This window comes from Variovorax sp. WS11 (assembly GCF_010499245.1).
Taxonomy (GTDB): domain Bacteria; phylum Pseudomonadota; class Gammaproteobacteria; order Burkholderiales; family Burkholderiaceae_C; genus Variovorax.
Genome location: NZ_JAAGOW010000001.1, coordinates 2503391 through 2516443 on the forward strand (window position 1 = coordinate 2503391; position 13053 = coordinate 2516443).

A 13053-nucleotide genomic window follows, 5' to 3' on the forward strand; every position below is an offset into this window, starting at 1 on the left:
TCTCCTTGAGTTTCTATAGGGTCAGCGCAGGGCTTCGCCCAGCAGCTCGCGGGCGATGGTGTTGCGCTGGATTTCGCTGGTGCCGGTGAGCACGCGGTACATGCGCAGCAGGCGGAACAGGAACTCGACGCGGCTGCCCTGGACGATGCCCTCGCCGCCGTGCACCTGCACGGCGCGGTCGGCGATGCGGAAGGCGGTCTCGGAGCAGAAGAGCTTGGCCATCGAGGCATCGGCGCGCGCCTCGCCGCCGGCGTCGAGGGTGCGGGCCACGCTGAGCATGAGTGCGCGGGCGGCGGCAAGCTCGGTGGCCATGTCGGCCAGCATGTGCTGCACGGCCTGAAAGGCGCCGATGGGCTGGCCGAACTGGCGGCGCCGCGTGGCATGGGCAATCGAATCCTGCAGCGCGACGCGGGCGTGCCCCAGCATGGCCGGGCAGTGCAGCAGGCGGTTGACGGTGATGCGGCCGAGCGCGAGCGCCAAGCCCTTGCCCTGTTCGCCGATGAGGTTGGCGGCCGGGATGCGGCAATCGGTGAGGATGATGTTGCCGGTGCTGGCCTGGCCGGCCAGGGTCTTGTAGCCGCTCTCGACGCGGAAGCCGGGGCGGTCGCGCTCGACGAAGAAGGCGGTGGTCTCGCGGCGCGCGGGGTCGTCGCTGGTGGAGGCGATGACGACGGCCATGTCGCAGAAGGGCGAGCCGGAGATGAAGCGCTTGGTGCCGTTGAGCACGAATTCGTCGCCCACGCGCTCGGCGCGGGTCTGCACGGCGCCGGCGTCCGATCCGGCCTCGGGCTCGGTGATGGCAAAGCAGATGGCCTTCTCGGCGCGGGCCACGGGGAGGATGAAGCGCTCCATCTGGTCGGGCGTGGCCTGCTTCGCCAGCGCGCCGACGCGGGGCGGGCCGGAGAGCTCGCCGAGCACGTGCGCGGCCAGCGGGGAGCCGGTGGCGTAGATGGCCTCCTTGATCAGGCAGTGGTCGAGCACGCTGAAGCCGGCGCCGCCGAGCTGCCTGGGCAGGGTGATGCCGTAGATGCCCTCGTCGCGCGAGCGCCGCCACACCTCTTCCAGCAGCGGGCGCGGCGCCCCGGATTCGTAGCTGATGCCGTGCTCGGCGGCGAGGGGCTGGAGCTGCTCGCGGATGAAGGCTTCGACGCGCGCGATGAACGCGCGGGCGGCTTCGGAGCCTTCGAAGGGCGCGGCGGTGGTGTTGCTGCGCTGCGGGGTGAGGGTGGTGGTGGTGGCGTCCATGTTTGGTCCTTCGCTCAGTTGACGCGCCGTTCGCGGCCGCGCCAGTAGGGCTCGCGCACATCCTTGCGTGAGAGCTTGCCGTTTGCGTTCTTGGGCAGGTGCTCGGTGAAGTCGACCGAGCGCGGACGCTTGAAGTCGGCGAGCCGGCCGCGGCAGAAGTCCATCAGCTCGCCGGCCTCAGCGCGGGCGCCTTCGCGCAGCACGACGATGGCCTTGACGGATTCGCCCCAGTGGTCGTCGGGCACGCCGATGACGCAGACCTCGTACACGGCGTCGTGCTGCGCAAGCACGGCCTCGACCTCGGTGGGGTAGACGTTGAAGCCGCCGGAGACCAGCATCTCCTTCTTGCGGTCGACGATGTGGATGTAGCCCTCGGGGTCCACGCGCGCGAGGTCGCCGGTGTGCAGCCAGCCGTCTTCGCCGAGGGCCTCGCGGGTGGGCTCTGGCGCGCGCCAGAAGCCGGCGAAGACGTCGGGGCCGCGCACGCAGATCTCGCCGATCTCGTCGCCCTCGACGGGACGGCCTTGCGCATCGAGCACCTGCACGTCGGATTCGCAGGCGGGGCGGCCGCAGGCGGACAGCAGCTCGGGGCGGCCGCCTTCGATGGCGAGCGCGTGGTCGTCGATGCCGAGGGCAATGACGCCGCCGGTGGTCTCGCCGGCGCCGTAACCCTGGGCCATCACCGGGCCGAAGGCGGCCCAGGCTTCGCGGATGCGCGAGGGCGACATCGGCGCCGCGCCGTAGGAGACCAGGCGCAGGCTGCTCAGGTCGCGGGTGCGGATGCTGGGCTCGGCCAGCAGGGCGTTGATCATCGCGGGGACGAAGAAGCACATGGTGACGCGGTGCTTCTCGATCGCCTCCAGGATCTCGGCCGGCTGGAAGCGCTCCATCAGCAGCACGGTGACGCCCTGGTAGAGCATGGGCTGGATGAACATGCCGCTCGCGTGGGTGATGGGGCCGCACAGCATCAGCACGTCGTTGCGCTGGGCATGCATGCGGCCCATGACGATCTTGCGCAGCGAGGCCATGCGGTTGCCGACGGTCTGCATCGCGGCCTTGAGCTTGCCGGTGGAGCCGGAGGTGTAGTGCAGCACGGCGAGCTCGTCAGGGCGCATCTCGACGTGGATGTGCGCGTCGGTGGCCTGCGCCAGCAGGGCTTCGTAGTCGAGCCAGCCGCCCTCGCCCGGCGCGGGCGCGAAGGCGATGCGGTGCTTGAGGCCCGGCACGGGGGCCGCGGCTTCGTCCACCATGGCGCGGTGCTCGGGGCCGGCGAGGCAGGCGGCCGGCTCTGCGTTGGCAAGCGCATCGGCCAGCTCGGCCGGTGCCAGGCGCGAGTTGAGCGCGACCTTGACCAGGCCGGCCTTGTAGAGCGCGCATTCGAGCTCGACGATCTCCGGCCGGTTGGGGGAAACCACGGCGACGCGGTCGCCGCGTTGCAGGCCGAGCGCGAGCAGGGCGTGCGCGAGGCGGTTGGATCGGCGCTCGAGCTCCGCGTAGCTCAGCGCGCGATCGCGAAAGAGGATGGCGGGCCGGTCGGCCCAGAAGCGCGCACTGCGCGCGGTGTACATGCCAAGGTTCATGGGGTGTCTCCGTATGGCTGGCAGTCTAGGAAGCAAGGGGGCGCCCGTGGATAAGCGAACGGCCGGCTTTGATAAGCTGGCGTGATCACCCGGCAGGGCCTCGGAGACATCCACATGGGCGTGCGGCTCGACGACATCGACTACTTCCTGGCGGTGGCCTCGCACGGCAAGGTGCGGGCTGCGGCCGCGGCACTGAACGTGTCGCAACCGGCGATCACGCAGGGCCTGCAGCGGCTGGAAAAGGAGCTGGGCTTTCCGCTCTTCGAGCGCAGCAGCCGCGGCATGCAGCTGACGGCGGTGGCCACGCAGTTCCGCGAGCGCACGCAGGCGCTGCGCGCGAGCCTCGGCGATGCGATCAAGGAGGCGGCGGACATGCACCTCGGCGAGCTGGGGCTGCTGCGCGTGGGCGTGTCGCCGCTCTATGCGCAGCGCCTCTTTGTGCCGGCGACGGTGGCGCTGCACCGGCAGCGGCCGGCGGCACGGCTGCGGCTGATGCTCAACCTGAACGATGCGCTGGTCGCGGCGCTGCGGCTGGGCGATATCGACCTGTCGATCAACGCGCTGCCCGGCGTGATTCCGCCGGACCTGCACGCGCTGCCGCTGATGGACGACGCGCTGTGCCTGGTGGTGCGCGAGCACCACCCGCTGCTGTCGAAGCGGCGCCTGCGGCTGGCGGACCTGGTCGATGCGCAGTGAATCCTGCCCGGGCCGGCGGTCGCGGCGCGGCGCAGCGTCGAGGGGCGGCTGGCCGAGGCCGGGCTGCCGCCGCCGCGGGTGACGGTGGAGGTGAGCAACACGGCGGGCGGGCAGCTCAACCGTCTGGTCGCGCAGAGCGACCTGGTGTCGATCATGAGCGAGTCGCAGCTGGGCATGGCGAGCGGCCAAGGGCTGGCGCCGCTGCCGATGGCGGAGGCGCGCTTCACCCGCACCATCGGCGCGCTGACGCGCAAGGGAGTGGCGCTGCCGCCGCTGGCGCAGCGCTTTCTGGAGCTGCTGGAGGAGACGGCGCGCGGGGAGGTAGGGCCGGCGGGGCCGGCGCGGCGCGGCGCGAGAAGGCCGGCGCGGGCCTGAGCGCCGCGATGCCTACAACTGGCAGAAGATGGTCTTCATCGCCGTGTCGTTCCTCTTGTAGTTCGGCCCCGGCCGGGTGAAGACCTCGTCGAGCAGGACCAGGTCCTCGATCTTCGAGACGTCGAACAGGGGCTCGCGCTGCGTGCCGCCCTGGATCTGGTGGACGCGGAGCAGCTCGGTCCCCTTGGTGCCCATGCCGTAGCACTGCGGCTCGGCCAGGCGGACGCGTCCGTGATAGGAGAAGCGCAGTCTTCGCTTCTCGACGATCGATTGGACGATGACAGGGTTCACGGTCGAGGCCCTCGGCGTGTTCGCGCCTATTTCCGCGCGAACAAGGGCTGCTCGAAGTGCGCGACGCGCGTCATGCGCCCGGCAAAGCACCACTCGCGAAACTGATAGAGGAAGGCGGCGGTCGGCGCTGCGATCCAGGTGTCGCCGACGGGCATGCGCAGCACCGGGTGGACGCTGTCCTCGATCGCGTCGAGCAGCGGCGCATCCGCGCGCATGAACTCGGCGATGGGGATGCGGTGGATGCTCTCGACCTCGGCTTCGCTTGGCACCAGCTCGCGCGCGGCGCCGGCCCAGACGACGACCGGCGTGATGGCAAAGCCGGAGTGCGTCGCGAAGTCGTCGAGGCGGCCGAGGATCGCCGATTCGTCGAGCTGCAGGCCGACTTCTTCGTGCAGCTCGCGCAGCGCAGCCTGCTCGGGGGTTTCGTCGCCGTCGATGCTTCCGCCGGGCAGGGCCCACTGCCGCGGATGGTTGCGCATGTGCGTGGGGCGCCGCGTCAGCAGCACGGCGGCTTCGCGGCTCCACGCCGTCGGCGCGGGGATGCCGGGGAGCGCGGCGCCGAAGCCTTCCTCGACGATCACCAAGGCGACGGCGGCGCGCCGCGAGCCGGGCGCAGGGAGCGGCTGCAGCTCGAAGCAGCGCAGTCGTTCGGCGATCGAGACGCGCAAGGTGTCATCGAGCTGCATCGACTACTCCTTCGGCTCCAGCGCAGCCAGCAGGATCGCCAGGCGGGCATCGAGTGCCGCGAGGTCTGCGGACTTGATCGAGGCCAGCAGCCGCTGCTCGTTGGCCACGTGCGCGTCGACCGCGCGATCGATCAGCTTCAGCCCCGCCGCCGTCAGCTGCACCAGCATGCTGCGCGCATCGTCGCGGTTGGGCACGCGCTTGACCAGGCTGCGCGACTCCAGGCCCTTGAGGCGGTGGGTCATCGTGCCCGAGCTGATCATCAGCGACGAGAAAAGCTCCGTGGGCGCCAGGCAGTAGGGCGCGCCCGAGCGGCGCAGCGTGGCGAGCACGTCGAACTCCCAGCGCGTCATGCCGAAGTCGGAGAAGCAGCGGTCGAGCTCGCGCTGCAGCAGCGCAGCGCAGCGCTTGATGCGGCCGATGGTGCCCATCGCACCCACGTCCAGGTCCGGGCGCTCGCGGCGCCACTGGTCGAGGATGGCATCGACCGCGTCTGCGGCCCGCTTCTTCGCAGCCATGCAAAAAGCCCCGTTTATCTTGATGTCGAGATTATCTGCTACGCTCGATTTATCTTGAGCTAGAGACAAATCCATGTCCAGTCGCCAAGCTTCCATCTCCTGGGGCGATGTATTGCTGACCGCTTTCGCGCCGGCCATCTGGGGCTCGACCTACATCGTGGCCACCGAGCTGCTGCCGCCGGACCGGCCGTTCACCGCGGCGCTGCTGCGCGCGCTGCCGGCGGGGCTGCTGCTGGTGCTGTTCAGCCGCCGGCTGCCGGCGCGGGGCGAATGGGGCCGGGTGCTCGTGCTGTCGGCGCTGAACATCGGCTTCTTCCAGGCGCTGCTGTTCGTGGCAGCCTACCGCTTGCCGGGTGGGCTCGCCGCGGTGGTGGGCGCGATCCAGCCGCTGCTGGTGATGGGGCTGGCGTGGTCGCTGGACCATCGGCGCCCGCCGCAGCTCGCGGTCGGTGCGGCGGTGCTGGGCATTGCGGGCATGGCGGCACTGCTGCTGTCACCGGGCTCGGCGTGGGATGCGGTCGGCATCGCTGCCGCGCTGACCGGGGCCGCGCTCATGGCCGCCGGCACCTACCTCACCCGGCGCTGGCAGCCGCGCATGCCGGTGCTGGCCCTCACGGGCTGGCAGTTGCTGCTGGGTGGGTTGATCCTGCTGCCGATGACCTGGGCCTTCGATCCGCCGCCGCCGGTGCTGACCGGGATGCAGGTCGGGGCCTATGCGTATCTCTCGATCGTCGGTGCGCTGGTGGCCTATGCGCTGTGGTTCCCGCGGGATCGCGCGGCTGTCGCCGGTGGCGGTGTCATCGCTGGGGCTGTTGAGTCCGCTGACGGCGGTGGTGCTGGGGTGGGCGTTGCTGGGGGCAGGCGATGCGGGGCTTTCGTTTGTGGGGCTGGTGGCGGTGCTGGTGAGCATTCTGGCGGTGCGGTGGGCGATGAGCGCAGGGGGGGGGGGGCGGGGGCGGAGGTGCAGGAGGGTGGGGTGAGAGGACGCGAGCACATCGGAGGGGGCGGTGCCCTCACCCCAGCCCTCTCCCAGAGGGAGAGGAGCAAGACCGCGGGGGGGAGCAAGAGCGTCAGCCTTCCTCGACGAAGGCTTCTTCGCGCTTGGACTTCACCGCCGGCATCAGGACGATCACCAGCAGCAGCGCGGCGGCAATCAACAGGCCGGCCGAGATGGGGCGCGTGACCAGCACGTCCCATGAGCCGCGCGACAGCAGGAGCGCGCGGCGCAGGTTCTCTTCCATCATTGGCCCGAGGATCAGTCCCAGCAGCAGCGGCGCGGGCTCGCAGCCCAGCTTGTGGAAGGCATAGCCGACGATGCCGAACAGGCCCACCATCCAGACGTCGAAGGTGTTGTTGTTGGTCGAGTAGACGCCGACGGCGCAGAACAGCACGATGGCCGGGAACAGCCAGCGGTAGGGGATCGAGAGGAACTTGATCCAGATCCCGATCAGCGGCAGGTTCAGCACCACCAGCATCAGGTTGCCGATCCACATCGAGGCGATGAGGCCCCAGAACAGCTCGGGGTTGCTGGTCATCACTTGCGGGCCGGGCTGGATGTTGTGGATGGTCATCGCACCCACCATCAGTGCCATCACCGGATTGCCGGGAATGCCGAGCGTGAGCAGCGGGATGAAGGAGGTCTGCGCGCCGGCATTGTTGGCGGATTCGGGGCCGGCCACGCCGCGGATGTTGCCCTGCCCGAACGGCACCTCGCCCGGCTTGCGCCTGAGCTTCTTTTCCAGCGTGTAGGAGGCAAAGGCCGACAGCAGCGAACCACCGCCCGGCAGGATGCCCAGGCAGCAACCGAGCGCGGTGCCGCGCAGCGCCGCGGGCACGATGTTCTTGAAGTCCTCGCGGGTCGGCCAGAGTCCGTGCACTTCGGCGGTGTAGATCTGCCGCTCGTCGTCGGGCTTCGACAGGTTGGCAATGATCTCGCCATAGCCGAACACGCCCATCGCGATGGCGATGAAGCTGATGCCGTCGGTGAGCTCGGGGATGTCGAAGCTGAAGCGCGCCACGCCCGAGTTCACGTCGGTGCCGACCAGGCCCAACAACAGGCCGAGGAGGATCATGCAGATCGCCTTGAGCAGCGAACCCGAAGCCAGCACCACGGCGCCGATCAGGCCCAGCACCATCAGCGAGAAGTACTCGGCCGGGCCGAACTTGAAGGCCAGTTCGGTGAGCGGCGGCGCGAAGGCCGCGAGCACCAGCGTGGCGACGCTGCCGGCGAAGAAGGAGCCCAGCCCCCGCGGTGGCCAGCGCAGCACCCGCCCGCCCTCGCTTGGCCATCGGTGCCCGTCGATCACGGTGACGACCGACGAAGACTCGCCCGGCAGGTTGACCAGGATGGCCGTGGTGGAGCCACCGTACTGCGAGCCGTAGTAGATGCCGGCCAGCATGATCAGCGCAGCCACGGGCGGCAACGCATAGGTGACCGGCAGCAGCATGGCGATGGTGGGCACGGGCCCGATGCCGGGCAGCACGCCGATCAGCGTGCCCAGCAGGCAGCCGACGAAGGCGTAGATGAGGTTCTGCAGCGTGACGGCGGCGTGGAAGCCGAGCGCGAGATGATCGAGGAGTTCCATGACAACGCGTGCCTCAGCCGGTGATGAAGGAGGGCCAGACCTGGAACTGCAGGCTCAGGCCGAGGATGAAGACGAGGTAGCTGCCGATCGCCAAAATGGTGGCCAGGATCAGTGCCGATTTCATGCGGAAGCTGCTGCCCGCAAGGCTGGCGACCACGACCAGCGCGTAGATCGCGACGATCAGGCCCATGGCCGGCACGCCGATGCTCGGCAGCCCGCCCAGCATCAGGCCGAAGACCAGGTTGGCGCCGATGATGAGCAGCAGCGGCTTCCAGGCGATGCGGCCGATGGGCTCGCCATCGGTGGTGTCGACGGTCAGCGCGCCGAGGATCACGCCCAGGCCCAGGATTCCCAGCAGCACGCCCAGCATGAGGGGGAAGTAGCCGGGGCCCATGCGCGCGCCGCTGCCGATGCTGTAGTTGGTGGCGCCGATCGCGAACGCGGCGCCGACGGAAACGAACATCAACCCTGAGAAAAAGTCTCGGTGGCTCCTGATTTTCATGAGGTGTGCACTTTCGAAGGATCTGAAAAAGGGAGGGCGACCGCCGGCCAAGCAGATGCCGGGCGGCTCGTGCGGGGCGCGATGACCCACGGCCGGAGCGACGCCACGTCCCGCATGCGGATGCAGGCCCGTCGAAGGCGCCGCGATCGAATTTACATCATGCTATGAGGCTTTTTACATCACATCATGAGTAATTACCCTCGGTCCGAGGTCAGCGTCAGGTCAGGACGCATCCGGGCGCGCCTTGCTACATTGCGGGAAATCCAACAGGTAGAACAACGATGTCGAAGAACGATCAGAGCGCGTCGAAGCTGCGCCTGGAGGCGCTGTCGGAGTTCAGGTTTCGCCTGCGCAGCTTCCTGCGCTTCAGCGAGGATGCGGCACGCGATGCCGGCATCACGGTGCTGCAGTACCAGGTGCTGCTGCATACGCAGGGTTTCCCGGGCCGCGAATGGGCCTCCGTCGGCGAGATCGCCGAGCGGCTGCAGGCGCAGCCGCATGGGGTGGTGGCACTGGTGTCGCGCTGCGAGGAAGCGGGCCTGGTGAAGCGCAAGCCCAGCACAGTGGACCGCCGGCTGGTCGAGGTGCACCTGCTGCCCAAGGGGCGCAAGGTGCTGGCGATGCTCGCACAGCAGCACGCGCTGGAGCTGTCGCACCTGGCCGAGGCGGTCCGTCTCGCGAACGAGATCCAGGGCGAGATCGAGGACGGCGAGGCGTAGGCGGGGGCGCTCCGGCGCCGGCCCGCTTCAGGCCATCAACGCATCGAGCAGCCGCGCCACATGCACCGCCTGGCGCTGCGCGCCGTCGGCGATCTGGTGGCGGCAGCTGGTGCCGTCGGCCAGCACGATGGCGTCGGGGTGGCTGCGCACCGCGGGCAGCAAGGCGGCCTCGGCCATGCGCATCGACACCTCGTAGTGCGAGGCCTCGTAGCCGAAGCTGCCGGCCATGCCGCAGCAGGAGCTCTCGATCAGCTCGGGCTTCGCATCGGGGATGAGCTTCAGCACCTCGAGGATCGGGCTGACCGCGCCGAAGGCCTTCTGGTGGCAGTGGCCGTGCAGGAGGATGGGCTTCTCGGCCGGCTTGAGGGCGAGCTTGAAATGGCCCTCGCGCATCTCGCGCGCGATGAATTCCTCGAAGAGCAGCGCCTGGGCCGCGACGGTCTTCGCCTTGTCGCCCAGGCCCATCGCGAGGGTCTCGTCGCGCAGGGTCAGCAGGCAGGAAGGTTCCAGGCCCACGATGGGAACGCCGGCCTCGGCGAGGGGCAGCAAGGCATCGATCAGCGCGCCGGCGCGCGCCTTGGCCTCGCCGACCATGCCGTTGGCCAGGTAGGTGCGGCCGCAGCAATGGTGGCCGCTGAATTTCTCGACGGTGTGCAGCAGGTAGCCCGCGGCCTTGAGCACGCGCGCGGCGGCCCAGGCGTTCTCGCTCTCGAAGCCGCCGTTGAAGGTGTCGACGAAGAGCACCGCCGACTTGCGGCCGCTGCAGGCCGCGGCGATGACCATGTCGCGGCTGGTGAAGAGCGTGGGATCGCGGGTGGTCCAGAAAGTGTCGGTGCGGAATTCGGGCAGCGAGCGTTTGGCCGACAGCCCCAGCAGCCGCTCGCCGAGCCAGGCGGCGCCGGGCAGGCGGTTGCGCAGGTTGAAGAGCCAGGGCATGCGGCTGGCGGCGTGCAGGTACTCCGGTAGCCGGGCGACCAGCCGGTCGGCAAGGGTGTGGCCGTGCTTCTTCTTGTAGTGGGCGAGGAACTCGATCTTCATCTTCGCCATGTCCACGCCGGTCGGGCAGTCGCGCTTGCAGCCCTTGCAGCCCACGCACAGGTCCATGGCGTCGCGAACGGCCTCGCCGGTGAAGGCGCCCGGGCCGAGCTGGCCCGAGAGCGCCAGCCGCAGCGTGTTGGCGCGCCCACGCGTGAGGTGCTGCTCGTCGCGCGTGACGCGGTAGCTGGGGCACATGGTGCCGGCGTCGAACTTGCGGCAGTGGCCGTTGTTGTTGCACATCTCGACGGCCTTGGCGAAGCCGCCGGTGACGTCGCCGCCGCTGCCGGGCGGGGTGGTCTCCTCGGTCACCGGGTCGGCCTGCACGTTCCAGGCCGACCAGTCGAGCACGGGGGTGATGGGGATGCGCTTGTAGGGCTGCGGCGCGGAGGCGGGTGCAAAGCGGAAGAGGGCGCCGTCGTCCATCTTCGGCGGGTCGATGATCTTGCCGGGGTTGAAGAGGCCGATGGGGTCGAGCTTGTTCTTGATGGCGCGGAAGGCCTCGTTGATGGCCGGGCCGAACTGCCATTCGATCCACTCGCCGCGGCACAGGCCGTCGCCGTGCTCGCCGCTGAAGGCGCCCTTGTACTTGCGCACCAGCTCGCCGGCCTCCTCGGCGATGGCGCGCATCTTCGCGGCGCCGTCGATGCGCATGTCGAGGATGGGCCGCACGTGCAGCGTGCCCACCGACGCATGGGCGTACCAGGTGCCGCGCGTGCCGTGCCTCGCGAAGACCTCGGTCAGGCCGTCGGTGTAGGCGGCCAGGTGCTCGAGCGGTACGGCGCAGTCCTCGATGAAGCTGACCGGCTTGCCGTCGCCCTTGAGGCTCATCATGATGTTGAGGCCGGCCTTGCGCACTTCCCACAGGGCCTTCTGCGCGGCCTCCTCGGGCATGCGCACCACGCTGTCGGGCAGGCCCAGGTCGCCCATCAGCTCGGCCAGCTGCTGCAGGCGGTGCAGCAGGGCGGCGCGGTCTTCGCCCGAGAACTCGACCAGCAGGATGGCGGCGGGCTTGCCGATCAGCGCCTTCTCGACGGTCGGCTTGAAGGCCGGGTTGGCCAGGCTCAGCTCGATCATGGTGCGGTCGACCAGCTCGACGGCGGTCGGGCCCAGCTTCACGATGTGCTGGGCCGAATCCATCGCGGCGTGGAAGCTGGCGAAGTTGACGACGCCCAGCACCTTCGCGCGCGGCAGCTCGCACAGCTGCAGCGTCAGGCTGCGGGTGTAGGCCAGCGTGCCCTCGGCGCCGATCAGCAGGTGCGCAAGGTTGACGCTGCCGTCGGCGGTGTAGGGGCGCTCGCTCTGGTTGTCGAAGATGTCGAGGTTGTAGCCGGCGACGCGCCGCATCACCTTGGGCCAGCGTTCGGCGATCTCCGCGTGGTGCTGGCGGGCCAGCTGCTTCACGTGCAGCGCGATGTCGGCGGCGCGCGCGCCGAGCCTGGCGACCGGGCCGAAGTCCACCAGCTCGCCGTCCGACAGCCAGGCGCTCGCGCCCAGCACGTTATGCACCATGTTGCCGTAGGCGATGGAGCGCGAGCCGCAGGAGTTGTTGCCCGCCATGCCGCCCAGGGTGGCCTGGGCGCTGGTGGAGACGTCGACCGGGAACCACAGGCCGTGCGGCTTGAGCTGGGCGTTGAGATGGTCGAGCACCAGGCCCGGCTCCACGGTGACGCGGCGCTGCGCCACGTCGAGCTCGAGCACGCGGCGCAGGTGCTTGCTGTTGTCGATGACCAGGGCCGCGCCGGTGGTCTGGCCGCACTGGCTGGTGCCGCCGCCGCGCGCCAGCACCGGCACCTGCAGGTCGCGCGCGATGTCGATGGCGGTGGCGACGTCGCGCTCGCTCTTCGGCACCAGCACGCCCACCGGCATGATCTGGTAGATGGAGGCGTCGGTGGCGTAGCGGCCGCGCGAGGCCGCGTCGAACAGCACCTCGCCTTCGGTCTCGGCCGCGAGGCGGCGCGCCAATTGGGCGCAGACCTCGTTGGGCGGCAGCACGGTGCCGGCCGGCTGCAGATGGCTGGGGGGATCGATGCGCATCAGCGCTTGCCCGCCAGGGCGTGGGGGTAGACCTCGCCGGCGCGCAGCAGTGCCAGCACCGTGTCGCGCTTGCGGTTGAGGTGCTCGACCAGCACCTCGCGCATGGCCGTGGCGTCGTGCGCGGCGAGCGCCTCGATCATGCGTTCGTGCTCGGCCACCGCGTGCTTCCACTTGGCCTCGTCCTGGTTGGTGCGAAAGCGCAGCGACTGCACGCGGGCATTGATCGCGCGATACGTGCTGGTCAGCACCGGGTTCTTGGCGGCGTCGTTGATGGCGGTGTGGATGCGCGCGTTGATGCGGTAGTAGCCCGAGAGATCGCGGCGCGCGAAGCAGGCCAGCATTTCGTAGTGCAGGGCGCGCAGCTCGGCCAGCTCGGCATCGGTGATGCGGCGCGCCGCCAGCTCGCCGGACATGCCTTCGAGCGCGGCGAGCAGTTCGAAGGTGTTCTGGATGTCGGCCTCGGTCAGCTTGACGGCCACCGCGCCGCGGTTGGGCAGCAGGTCGACCAAGCCCTCGGCCGCCAGCAGCTTGATGGCCTCGCGCAGCGGCGTGCGCGAAACGCGCAGCTTCTCGCACAGCTCGCGCTCGTTGAGCTTGGCACCGGGCGCGATCTGGCCTTCGATCAGCATGGTGCGCAGGCGCGCGGCCACCTGGTCGTGCAGCGCCAGCCGCGAGATTTCGATCACTTCTGCCATGGCTTTATTTCCTCCGAACGCATTTTGAATGCAAATATGACACACATCAACAGAGGCGCTTCAGGGTAATCCATCATGGCCGGATGAATTT

At 69.5% G+C, this 13053-nt stretch carries 10 protein-coding genes and 2 pseudogenes; 3 read left to right on the plus strand and 9 right to left on the minus strand.

The window, feature by feature from the left end; all coding sequences use genetic code 11:
* Positions 1 to 21: 21 nt before the first annotated feature.
* Positions 22 to 1245, minus strand: coding sequence for an acyl-CoA dehydrogenase family protein (locus tag GXN78_RS12340; RefSeq protein ID WP_106561246.1), 1224 nt, complete (start codon positions 1243 to 1245; stop codon positions 22 to 24).
* Positions 1246 to 1259: 14 nt separating this feature from the next.
* A complete protein-coding gene (locus GXN78_RS12345; protein ID WP_106561247.1) occupies positions 1260 to 2825 on the minus strand; it encodes an AMP-binding protein in 1566 nt (521 codons plus the stop codon).
* Positions 2826 to 2939: 114 nt separating this feature from the next.
* On the opposite strand from GXN78_RS12345, the pseudogene GXN78_RS41175 reads away from it, so the two are divergent.
* Positions 2940 to 3896 (plus strand): annotated as a pseudogene (locus GXN78_RS41175) (LysR family transcriptional regulator).
* A gap of 12 nt (positions 3897 to 3908) precedes the next feature.
* Here the strand turns inward: GXN78_RS41175 and GXN78_RS12360 are convergent.
* Genes GXN78_RS12360 through GXN78_RS12370 form a run of 3 tightly spaced genes read right to left on the minus strand, consistent with a single transcriptional unit; the run spans position 3909 to position 5389 of the window.
* The gene (locus GXN78_RS12360; protein WP_106561250.1) at positions 3909 to 4187 is read right to left on the minus strand and encodes a hypothetical protein; all 279 of its coding nucleotides are present in this window, start codon (positions 4185 to 4187) and stop codon (positions 3909 to 3911) included.
* A gap of 26 nt (positions 4188 to 4213) precedes the next feature.
* Positions 4214 to 4873 (minus strand): CoA pyrophosphatase, encoded by a 660-nt coding sequence (locus GXN78_RS12365; protein WP_106561251.1) that lies wholly within the window; start codon positions 4871 to 4873, stop codon positions 4214 to 4216.
* Positions 4874 to 4876: 3 nt separating this feature from the next.
* The gene (locus GXN78_RS12370; RefSeq protein ID WP_106561252.1) at positions 4877 to 5389 is read right to left on the minus strand and encodes a MarR family transcriptional regulator; all 513 of its coding nucleotides are present in this window, start codon (positions 5387 to 5389) and stop codon (positions 4877 to 4879) included.
* Between the two features lie 73 nt (positions 5390 to 5462).
* Here GXN78_RS12370 and GXN78_RS12375 point away from each other — a divergent pair.
* Positions 5463 to 6369: pseudogene (locus GXN78_RS12375) on the plus strand (EamA family transporter).
* 90 nt (positions 6370 to 6459) lie between these two features.
* Here the strand turns inward: GXN78_RS12375 and GXN78_RS12380 are convergent.
* Both GXN78_RS12380 and GXN78_RS12385 read right to left on the minus strand, forming a co-directional pair.
* Positions 6460 to 7974: a tripartite tricarboxylate transporter permease gene (locus GXN78_RS12380; RefSeq protein ID WP_164255436.1), complete on the minus strand. Its 1515-nt coding sequence runs from the start codon at positions 7972 to 7974 to the stop codon at positions 6460 to 6462.
* Between the two features lie 13 nt (positions 7975 to 7987).
* Positions 7988 to 8476 (minus strand): tripartite tricarboxylate transporter TctB family protein, encoded by a 489-nt coding sequence (locus GXN78_RS12385; RefSeq protein WP_106561254.1) that lies wholly within the window; start codon positions 8474 to 8476, stop codon positions 7988 to 7990.
* 281 nt (positions 8477 to 8757) lie between these two features.
* Here GXN78_RS12385 and GXN78_RS12390 point away from each other — a divergent pair, with 281 nt between their 5' ends.
* Positions 8758 to 9195, plus strand: a complete 438-nt coding sequence (locus GXN78_RS12390; RefSeq protein WP_106561255.1) for a MarR family winged helix-turn-helix transcriptional regulator — start codon at positions 8758 to 8760, stop codon at positions 9193 to 9195.
* A 27-nt stretch (positions 9196 to 9222) separates the two neighbouring features.
* Here the strand turns inward: GXN78_RS12390 and GXN78_RS12395 are convergent, their stop codons facing one another.
* Together GXN78_RS12395 and GXN78_RS12400 are read right to left on the minus strand one after the other, a co-directional pair.
* Positions 9223 to 12267 (minus strand): FAD-binding and (Fe-S)-binding domain-containing protein, encoded by a 3045-nt coding sequence (locus GXN78_RS12395; RefSeq protein WP_106561256.1) that lies wholly within the window; start codon positions 12265 to 12267, stop codon positions 9223 to 9225.
* The gene (locus GXN78_RS12400; protein WP_106561257.1) at positions 12267 to 12962 is read right to left on the minus strand and encodes a GntR family transcriptional regulator; all 696 of its coding nucleotides are present in this window, start codon (positions 12960 to 12962) and stop codon (positions 12267 to 12269) included. Before GXN78_RS12400 ends, GXN78_RS12395 begins: the two co-directional genes overlap by 1 nt.
* Between the last annotated feature and the right edge of the window lie 91 nt (positions 12963 to 13053).

What these genes read in the sequence shown, in the direction of transcription:
- GXN78_RS12385 (WP_106561254.1), bottom strand. Translation starts at nt 8,476, where the DNA reads ATGAAAATCAGGAGCCACCGAGACTTTTTCTCAGGGTTGATGTTCGTT.
- GXN78_RS12365 (WP_106561251.1), bottom strand. Translation starts at nt 4,873, where the DNA reads ATGCAGCTCGATGACACCTTGCGCGTCTCGATCGCCGAACGACTGCGC.
- GXN78_RS12340 (WP_106561246.1), bottom strand. Translation starts at nt 1,245, where the DNA reads ATGGACGCCACCACCACCACCCTCACCCCGCAGCGCAGCAACACCACC.
- GXN78_RS12370 (WP_106561252.1), bottom strand. Translation starts at nt 5,389, where the DNA reads ATGGCTGCGAAGAAGCGGGCCGCAGACGCGGTCGATGCCATCCTCGAC.
- GXN78_RS12345 (WP_106561247.1), bottom strand. Translation starts at nt 2,825, where the DNA reads ATGAACCTTGGCATGTACACCGCGCGCAGTGCGCGCTTCTGGGCCGAC.
- GXN78_RS12395 (WP_106561256.1), bottom strand. Translation starts at nt 12,267, where the DNA reads ATGCGCATCGATCCCCCCAGCCATCTGCAGCCGGCCGGCACCGTGCTG.
- GXN78_RS12390 (WP_106561255.1), top strand. Translation starts at nt 8,758, where the DNA reads ATGTCGAAGAACGATCAGAGCGCGTCGAAGCTGCGCCTGGAGGCGCTG.
- GXN78_RS12400 (WP_106561257.1), bottom strand. Translation starts at nt 12,962, where the DNA reads ATGGCAGAAGTGATCGAAATCTCGCGGCTGGCGCTGCACGACCAGGTG.
- GXN78_RS12380 (WP_164255436.1), bottom strand. Translation starts at nt 7,974, where the DNA reads ATGGAACTCCTCGATCATCTCGCGCTCGGCTTCCACGCCGCCGTCACG.